Raw genomic sequence first — 9,008 nt, forward strand, 5'->3', positions numbered from 1 at the left:
ATACTTTTAACAATAGAAGTAATTTCTGCAAATTTATTTTCGTCAAGCATAGTAGTCTTAAAACTTTCGTGCAAATTTTTTCTTCCGCAGAAAGGTAATTGTAATCTATCAAGTGATACGGCTTTCAGCATATCGCATAACGCCCAACATTCTTTCTTCGCCAAAATTCCCGGCATAATCCCTTTGGGAATAAACGCTGTATAAAAACTTTCTTTTTGCGGAGTTTGTGTAGTAAGCGGAACAACCAACGCCAATCTCTGCCGCTTATGAAAATGAACTATAACGACCGGACGAAATTTACCGATTTCTGGTTTTATATTTGCAATTATTGATTTATCGGTGGAAATACAAGATTTGTCTTTATGCCAACAAACTTCAAATCTACACATAAATATTTGACCTTTTTTAACATATTCAGGCGAGTTTTGCAAGTTTACTCCTTTTAAGATAAAATTAGCCCTCGTAAAATACGAGGGCGGTAAACCCATTTAAGGGAAAGGCAATGTTGCCACTGCTTACACATAATATACTACATTTTCAGGTAAAAAGTCAAGAAAAAGAGATTTTTTTCTAAAAATTCTTTCAAAAACAAAAAAAGGCGTATTTCTACGCCCTTATTGTTTGATCTTATCTATTCACGCCAATTCTCGCTGAATAGGTAAATCTTCGACCGCTGATACCTGTTGCCTCTGCGATAATCAAATATGTGCCATTGGCGACGAAACGTCCTGATTGGTTGGTTAAATCCCATATAATCGCGTTATCGGCGGCGTTTTGTACGGGCGGGTTTGAAACCCGCCCGTACGCGGCGGTTTCCGTGAATACAACATTCCCCAAATTATCCAAAATTCGCAGGTTTATTGTTGCGGGTTCGGAGGTGATTACGCTGATTTTTGCTACCTCGGAAACGATTGCATTTTCGATAATGATGCCGTGTTCTCGCGGTTGTGCGTCCGGGCGAGGACGAATGAATGTGCCGTTGTCGCCGGTATTCATACGCAAAAACGGCATACCGTTGTTTGTATCGGGGTTAATGTCCCAAATGTTGTTAAAGTCCCAGCCGATAAATGTACTTTGTTGGCGCATTTGAAAGGTGGTACGCGGAATTCCTCTGCCGTCGTCGTTTCTGCCTGATGTTTGGCTGTCGAAGAACGAGTTGGTGATTGTGCCGCCTTGGTTTACTCCGATTAAGCCGCCGATGTTGGTAGTCGAGCCAAAAACCGAGCCGGTCGAATAACCGTTCTCAATCGTGCCGAAATTTACACCTACAGCACCGCCGCCCGTTGCGGCGTTTGCAGGTGTCGTTTGTTCAATTGTAGTCGATATGTTTGAATTTGGGGAGAGAGCCACCCGAAACCCGCTGAGGAGCCACCTGATGTCAGGGCGGTTGAAGTTCCGAAGAGCAACCCGCGTGCCCTCCGCGACATAGTTCCAACAGCCGCCGCGAAACACGCGATGAGAGCCCGATACGGTACTCGTCCATTCCCACACATTTCCGCTCATATCGTGGATACCTAATTCATTTGGTGCAAGACCTCCTACCGGGCGGGTTTGACTTCCACTGTTTGCGTTATGCCAAGCTACTTCTGTTACTGTATTGCTACCTGCCCAAATAAAATCCACTCCGCCGTTATTCCCCTGCCGACGATTTCCACCGCGAGCTGCAAATTCCCACTCAAATTCCGTCGGTAATCTTGCGCCGATTCGTGCTAAAAAACCATCCGCGGAAGTTATATCATTAAAACTTACCATCTCTACAGGATTATTAGGCAAGTTAGTAGAGCCGGCTGCTGCCCCACCTCTAAAATGCGACGGAACGGCGCTTAATGTAGGATGCCCTGTCATTACCGCCTGATACTGCGCTTGCGTTATGGGGAAACGTCCTATCCAAAAACCCCGTGATATTGTATGGTTGGTACCGACTGTCGCAGGAGTTCTTGAGGCACAGGCACCAAACCGAAACGTACCCGGCGCCACATAAATTAAGTCGATATAAATCCCCCTTACCATAAGCCGCACTCCTTGACCCTCTCCAGGATTTAACGGAAGAGTGGTCGAAAGCGGAAAACCCGCCGTACCAACTGCCACAACTGTTTGCACAGAAGAATGGAAGTTTCTGATTGTTCCTCTATTTTCGGCAACCAATCCGCCAACCGTTGGTGCGGCAACTAAACCCGAAACACGAACTTCCTCAATCGTTCCTCTGTTTACCGCCGCAATCGCACCTGCCAAATTACCGCCGACAATATTTACATCGACAGACAAGTTTCGCACCACTCCACTATTACCGATAACGCCGAAGAAGCCGAGATTGCCGTCTGTGCTCAAGTTGTTGATTTTTACACCACTAACAGTTCGCCCGTTGCCGTTGAATGTTCCCATAAACGCTCGCGCCTCAGTATTGGCAATAGGCACCCACTCCGGGGTGCCGTTCAAATCAATATCGGCAGTCAGTGTTATTGTTCTGCCGATAAAATTATTACCGCTGTTTACCTGCGCAGCAAAATCACGCAACTCTTGCGCGTTGCTTATGCTGACGTTTTGCGCGCTTACTCCTGCAACGATAACCAAGATTGCCGCAAAAAACTTAACGCTGTTTTTCATTCTTTGTCTCCTGTTTTACAAATACCTTACGGGCCGCCATTGAGTAAAAGCCATGTCGCTTGTCCATTTCTTTGCTATTTCTTCATCTTCGTTAGAACTGCTAATGTCTTTGCATTTGAAGCAGCAACGTTTCGGATTGGGTTCCGGCTTCTTTCTGTATTTCGGCAACGGACTTTCAGGGTCGCCATTGTACCACTCCGTGGGTTTGAATACCCCTTTTACTTCCCACACTCCGCTATCGTTTTTCCAAACTGCCAACACGTGTGTGATACTATGAACTTTTTGTTGGTTAATTATCCAACCCCATCTTGTGCATTCGTATAAATCCTGACGACTCACACTTCCGTTATTGTGTTTCCTTGCATCCCGATACGTACTATTAACGTTGACAGCAATAACATTACTCATAAAAAACCACCTTTCTACCGTTTCTTAACGGCAAAGTTAAATTTATATTTGAAACCCTTTTTTCTCATCTGCTCACTCCAATCCTTGCAGAATAGGTAAATCTTCGTCCGCTGATACCTATTGCCTCCACCACAATCAAATACGCGCCGTTGGCGACGAAACGTCCTGATTGATTGGTTAAATCCCAGATGATTGCGTTATCGTCGGTGTTTGTAGGGGCGGGTTTGAAACCCGCCCCTACGTTGTCTGCCGAAAACACAACATTGCCCAAATTATCCAAAATTCGCAGGTTTATTGTTGTCGGCTCCGGGGTTATTACCGAAATTCTTGCAAAATCCGACACCACCGCATTCTCCAACACAATACCGTATTGGGTATCGGTGGGTTGATGAGGGCGAATTGATGTGCCGCCTTGGCATTCTTCGCCGGTTAATTTGGCTACCGAGCGAGTTTGCACGTGTGTGCAACCTTCTCTTGCGCAAATTCTTGTTTCTTCGCCTTCTGTTTCGCAAGTTGCTGGAGTAGTTGCCGTCCAATCAGCCCAAGTGTGATTATTGTCAAAATAACTGCAAATAAGCGCCCGCAAGTGTGGACGACCATCGTTTATATTCGGGTTAATCGCCCAAAGATTTTCAAAATCCCAATTGGGAAACGAATTTTGCGATCTAAATTGTTCAGGTGTTAAACACCTAGAATGATAATTACAATACGAAGTCGTGGGCAAAATGAAAGAATTAACAGTACTTAAACGTGAAGCGTTAGGGTAGTTAGGAGTGATTGTTCTAGTTATTGCAATACCTATAGTGCCGGCATTGGAAACGTTGCCGCCTCGTACGTTTAAAAGCCTTCCTGTTGCATAAACATTTTCTATGTACCCCTCGTTATATCCTACGAATAAACCGCTACAACCATTTGCGGGTCCCCATAATATTAAATCTCCTGTGGTATAACTATTACGGATTATTCCTCTCCTCGGGCTTCTGTCTGTCCCTACGTTAGCGTTATATCCCACAAATCCGCCCCTTGCACCATGCCCTAGAACACGTCCAGTGAAATAGGAAGCAATTATTTCGCCTGCGTTAATTCCCACAAATCCGCCTGTCCTTGGTAAGGTATTATTATATAGCCAATTGATAGTGAGATTTTCAGGTAGCATATTTACCGCAGAAAAACTGTTTTTAATTACTGCACTTGGATTGTTTTGTCCGACCAGTCCGCCGCCTGCGTTTAACCCAGATCCTGTTATTACAATACTTCCGACAGAATAACTGTTCTCTATTATGCCTTGATTTCTTCCTGCCAATCCGCCGATACTTCCCGGAACACTTGTTATATTAATGTCAACTACAAGATTCATTACTCTTCCCAGGTTCCCGATAAATCCAAATAACCCTATAATTTGGTGCGGCAAAGAATTATCTATAACAACATTTCTAACAACATTATTATTGCCGTCAAACGTTCCTTCAAACGGAAATGGAGATGGACTAGCTGCTAGATTCCTAAACCACCACCCGTTCGATATGGCAACCGCATGACCAATCGGTGTCCATGGTTCAATAAGAATAATGTCATTCGCAAGGGTAAATCTTACGTTCCGAAAACCGTTTCTACGTTCTGTCGCAATAGCGCTGCGTGTTCGCCGAGATAATTCGTGCAGGTCATCGGCGGTTTTTATTGTGATAGCGTTGGAAGTCCGCCAGTCGGTTTCGCTGACGGTGATTTGTGCCCACGCTGTTGTGGCGATTGTTAGAGCTATCGCCAGTGGTTTGAGTAGGTTGTTTGTTTTCATTTTTTGTCTCCTTTCAATGGGGCTCTTTTGTGAATAACGTCTCTTTCGTACCATAGAACTTCTTCTTTATCATCTTTATCGACATTGTATTTATCTGTTTTTTTAGCCTTGACAACATTGTTTTTGTTAACAATGTTTTTAGATTTAACATAAAACACGCAAGTAATTATAAGCATTAACAATGTATAGCATAAAATATATCCGCAAAACAACCAAACTGTAAAATTATTATAAGTAATAGCAAAGTAAGTATAAACAGTTTTTATTCCAGTAAGCAACCAAGCCAAAACAAAAGATGCACTTACGATGTCATTTATCTTAGATACAGAAAAATTCTTGTTATGGCTTGTGTATTTAGATAAAGGGGTTGTTATTATATCTTCAAGGTAATACACGTGGTTTTCCCAACTTTCTTGCCATTTCTTACTTCCTTGGTTTGACAAATGCCATGCAAGCGCAGATAAAAAGCCCAAGATGGTTATTCCAAGTATCGTAGCACTTTCTATTGTGGGGTTTACAGCAACATTTTCCGTAGCACTGCGTATTATGGCGGTATTTTCTATTATAGCAATATATTGTGTCTCTTTTCCATTGTTTGCGATGTAATAAAAATATCCGGTGTAGATAGATATTTGAATAACCCAGTAGTAGCTGGCTCTTTTCCAGTAATGCTCAATTTCAAATTTCCGATTTTCATTGGCTACATCAAAAGCGTTCTTGGCTTTTATTTCTCTATCTTTCGGATCCAAATTTGACCATTCTATATGAAAATACTCACAAAACGTTTCTTTAGTCATCTTCCCCCCCCCTCTCACTCAATCACAAAATTCACCACTCGCGACCCCGTATAATTCCTCGTCCCTGTAATATTAGCAACAGCGTGCTCGCCAATATTCCGATTGTTGAGATAACTAACCGTAAAATCCGTTCCCAAAACCAACTCTCTGCCTAAATCGGTAATAGTCAAAGTTGGACGAACTTCCTCTCCTCCTGCGTGTCTTTGCGGCGGAATCGGCGCTATGATCGCTTCGTTTATGTCTCTGCGATTTATGAAAAAAGCGGCAGTTGCCTCTCCGATATAGTTGCCGATACCCGTTATCGTAACCCAGCCTGTGCCTGCGTTAATGTTGTCGCTGAAACTTACAATGTAATCTCTGCCCTGAACTAAAACGCCATCTCTTATGTGGGCTACAGTTATCGTCGGCTGGAGTTCTTGTCCGTTAAAAGTTACCGGAGTTATGACTGCTATTGTTGCATTACCGCCCGAAATCGGCGTTCTGGAGTATGTCTCAATTATGTTGAAATTTACAGTTCTGAATGTCCCCGCAAAAATTCCGATTCCGACGACCTCTATTGTCGCTCTTCCCGGCTCCACATTATTTACATAGTCGAGAATGTAGTCCAAACCTTCGCGAAGTGTGATTGTATCGCGATTGGTGGAATTAAGAATAGCAGGAGTTCGTAAGGTTATTTCGGGTCTTATAGCTAATCCTGTGTGGACTTGGTCGGGAATTGCCGAAATAACTGTCTGTGCTATATTTCTCGGCTCGGTGATGAAAAAAGGCAAAATAACGCTTTCCGAATAATTTCCTCTGCCGTTTATTATAATCTCTCCCCTGCCGACATCTATGTGATTTCTATATTGCACTTGATAATCGGTTCCGGCAATCAAGGTTCTTCCGTTAAAAACGATGCTTTCTACCGCGGGATGTATAGGAGCGCTTGTGTGCAGATGTATTGTTGTCGGGCGACCGTCTTGCAGAAATCGTTGATTTGCCAGAAAGATTATATCCAGAAGAGCAAGCGTATTTCTGTTGTTTTGCGGACGCGGCAAATCGCGCAAAAACGGCAAGCCATTGTTTATGTCCGACGAAATATCCCAAACGTTAGTGAAATCCCAGCCGACAAAAGTGCTTTGCTGCCTCAGTTGCTCAGGATACACTCCGGTAATTCCCTGTACGTTAACTGTGTTGTTGTTCCCTATCGGTCGGGCTGCTCCAAAAAAATTGTAATATACTCTTTCAAACAAACTTCCCGACGAGCCTGTGCCCGAAATTCCGCCGGCAACTCTAGGCATCCCGCCGTGAACCGGGCGGCTTATAGTTATTGCTCCTGCTGCGTAAGAATTGTTAATATGTGAAGAACTACCCGTCAAAAATCCGACTAAGCCGCCTGCTCCTTGCGATCCCGTAGTAGTATTGACGGAAACATTAGCAGTGGAGAACGAATTGTTTATCACACCACCTAAGTTGCTCCAGCCAATTAACCCGCCGCCGAAAGATTGAGTTGTTTCTCCGCTTGTAGAAATATTCCCTGCGGAATAAGAATTGTTTATGTTTATTGGATTACTCCCATTACTTCCAACTAAACCACCTACATTAGGAATGCCACCGGAAGCGATTGCCGAAATACTGTCTCTTATATTTACTCCGACGTTTTCTATCACTCTTGTCGAACGAAACTCTCCCGCTATTCCGCCGACCCTTGTTGAGCTAGAAGATGTTATTGTTATACTATTAACATTTACAACAAGATTTTTTACTTGTCCGTCTTCACCAACCACACCGAAAAGCCCCGCACGGGGCATATCACCCGATATAAAAAGTCCGGATATCGAATGTCTGTTGCCGTCAAATGTTCCTCTGAATTGCCTTGCAGAAACCCCTGAACCTCCGGTTCCAATCGGCACCCACTGATTATTTTGATTCCCGTTAAGTTCAATATCGCTTGCAAGTCGAATTGTTTGATTCAAGAAATTCATTCCCGCGTTAACACTATCTCTGAATTCTCTTAAATCCGCTAAAGTCCTTAAGGTAATGTTTGCTGCCGCCCAACTGTCTACAGTGGGGTTGCCACCGCCTATGCCTCCACCTCCGCCGCTGTTGTTGTCGTCCGAGCATCCCGCCCAGAATAGCATACTTGTTGTTAATGCTAAAATTAAAAGTAATTGTTTCATTTTTTTCTCCTTTTGTTAAAATCTCATGTTAACAGATGACGGAACAATATCAATTGCAGCGCTACCTAGAAAGCGCCTAAAACTTTTTGCGGCTATTTCTTTTTCAATCATGGGAGCAAGTGTTATTTTAGTAAATACTTTCTCTCTTTCTGCTAATGAAAAAGTGCATTCAACATACGGCGTAATAATGCCACTGTCTCCAACACGAAAATTTCCTTTTATAGAAGTTTTACTTTCATTGCTATTTCTTTCATAACGATTTTCATCAAAAAAATCATTATTCACTTTCAGGACAAAGCGATATTCTTTCTCACTTTCAAAAACAGGATCTTTAAAAAACAGTTTTTTCTCGTTCATATAGTCCGATAATTCTTCTTTGAAATTGTTCATGAGTGGACTAAAATCACAATCTTCCGGCAATTGCTCCATTTTCTCATCAAAATTCATTATAAGTTTTTTAATATTTTCATAAAAAATTCTTTCCACTTCTTTTGGAGGGGCATAAAATATTTCGTTTGATACAATTTTAACCATTCCATTTGTAGAATTTGCCCACTTCGAGATAAATGTTTTAATATTATTAGCGTTTAGTCCAATGCTGTATCCTTGATATGCGCCGTTTTTTGCGTAGTATTTCCACATACTTATGCAATCAGAATTATTTGATGCACATAAAACGTAATAGCTATAACTTGGCGTTTTTTTTAATTTATAAGATTCTTCGCATGATTCAAAAAGCCACTCAATATCTATATCTTCGTATGATAATTTTTGCAATCTTTTTGAAAATTTATTATTAAAGAACCCTCCATCCCAAACGCTACGTTCCTTAGCAATTTTCTTAAATGCTTTTTTCACGGATTCGTTAGCATAAAACAATTCGTGTTTGTCATTAAGATATTGACAATCGGTAAACCAAAGTGTGTTATTTCCCAAAATATTAAGCGCTCCTTGCGGTGAGGTGTAATGATAAACTATGTTATTCATATTTTCCCACCTCTGTATTGAGCGTTAAATTTGAAACGAAGCAAAAATACTTCGCAAAAGATTTTTTGATTATATAAGAAAAAAAGAAACCAATCGTGAGGAACTCACGAAGCGGATTTTTATTTACTAATAAAAATCCGCTCCGCTGGCGCTCCGCTGGCGCTCCGCTGGCGCTCCGCTGGCGCTCCGCTGGCGCTCCGCTGGCGCTCCGCTGGCGCTCCGCTGGCGCTCCGCTGGCGCTCCGCTGGCGCTCCGCTGGCG

At 42.6% G+C, this 9,008-nt stretch carries 8 protein-coding genes; all 8 read right to left on the bottom strand.

Annotation, left to right across the window (positions count from 1 at the left end; genetic code table 11):
* A partial coding sequence (locus FWE23_10710) for a type II toxin-antitoxin system PemK/MazF family toxin (GenBank protein ID MCL2845896.1) occupies window positions 1–389 on the bottom strand: 389 nt, incomplete at its 3' end.
* Window positions 390–627: 238 nt separating this feature from the next.
* Entirely contained in the window at window positions 628–2,604 is a 1,977-nt protein-coding gene (locus FWE23_10715) for an SUMF1/EgtB/PvdO family nonheme iron enzyme (protein MCL2845897.1), read from the bottom strand.
* Window positions 2,605–2,619: 15 nt separating this feature from the next.
* Window positions 2,620–3,012 carry a hypothetical protein gene (locus FWE23_10720; protein MCL2845898.1) on the bottom strand — a complete coding sequence of 131 codons (393 nt, stop codon included), beginning with the start codon at window positions 3,010–3,012 and terminating at the stop codon, window positions 2,620–2,622.
* Between the two features lie 64 nt (window positions 3,013–3,076).
* Entirely contained in the window at window positions 3,077–4,804 is a 1,728-nt protein-coding gene (locus FWE23_10725; protein ID MCL2845899.1) for a hypothetical protein, read from the bottom strand.
* Window positions 4,801–5,601 (bottom strand): hypothetical protein, encoded by an 801-nt coding sequence (locus FWE23_10730; GenBank protein MCL2845900.1) that lies wholly within the window; start codon window positions 5,599–5,601, stop codon window positions 4,801–4,803. Before FWE23_10730 ends, FWE23_10725 begins: the two co-directional genes overlap by 4 nt.
* 14 nt (window positions 5,602–5,615) lie before the next feature.
* Window positions 5,616–7,760, bottom strand: coding sequence for a hypothetical protein (locus FWE23_10735; GenBank protein ID MCL2845901.1), 2,145 nt, complete (start codon window positions 7,758–7,760; stop codon window positions 5,616–5,618).
* A 15-nt stretch (window positions 7,761–7,775) separates the two neighbouring features.
* Window positions 7,776–8,747 carry a DUF2971 domain-containing protein gene (locus tag FWE23_10740; GenBank protein ID MCL2845902.1) on the bottom strand — a complete coding sequence of 324 codons (972 nt, stop codon included), beginning with the start codon at window positions 8,745–8,747 and terminating at the stop codon, window positions 7,776–7,778.
* On the bottom strand, window positions 8,740–9,008 hold a 269-nt coding region (locus FWE23_10745; GenBank protein ID MCL2845903.1), incomplete at its 5' end, for a hypothetical protein. The genes FWE23_10745 and FWE23_10740, both read right to left, overlap by 8 nt.

The organism is Chitinivibrionia bacterium (assembly GCA_009779925.1).
Taxonomy (GTDB): Bacteria; Fibrobacterota; Chitinivibrionia; order Chitinivibrionales; family Chitinivibrionaceae; genus WRFX01.

What these genes read in the sequence shown, in the direction of transcription:
- FWE23_10715 (MCL2845897.1), bottom strand. Translation starts at nt 2,604, where the DNA reads ATGAAAAACAGCGTTAAGTTTTTTGCGGCAATCTTGGTTATCGTTGCA.
- FWE23_10720 (MCL2845898.1), bottom strand. Translation starts at nt 3,012, where the DNA reads ATGAGTAATGTTATTGCTGTCAACGTTAATAGTACGTATCGGGATGCA.
- FWE23_10725 (MCL2845899.1), bottom strand. Translation starts at nt 4,804, where the DNA reads ATGAAAACAAACAACCTACTCAAACCACTGGCGATAGCTCTAACAATC.
- FWE23_10730 (MCL2845900.1), bottom strand. Translation starts at nt 5,601, where the DNA reads ATGACTAAAGAAACGTTTTGTGAGTATTTTCATATAGAATGGTCAAAT.
- FWE23_10735 (MCL2845901.1), bottom strand. Translation starts at nt 7,760, where the DNA reads ATGAAACAATTACTTTTAATTTTAGCATTAACAACAAGTATGCTATTC.
- FWE23_10740 (MCL2845902.1), bottom strand. Translation starts at nt 8,747, where the DNA reads ATGAATAACATAGTTTATCATTACACCTCACCGCAAGGAGCGCTTAAT.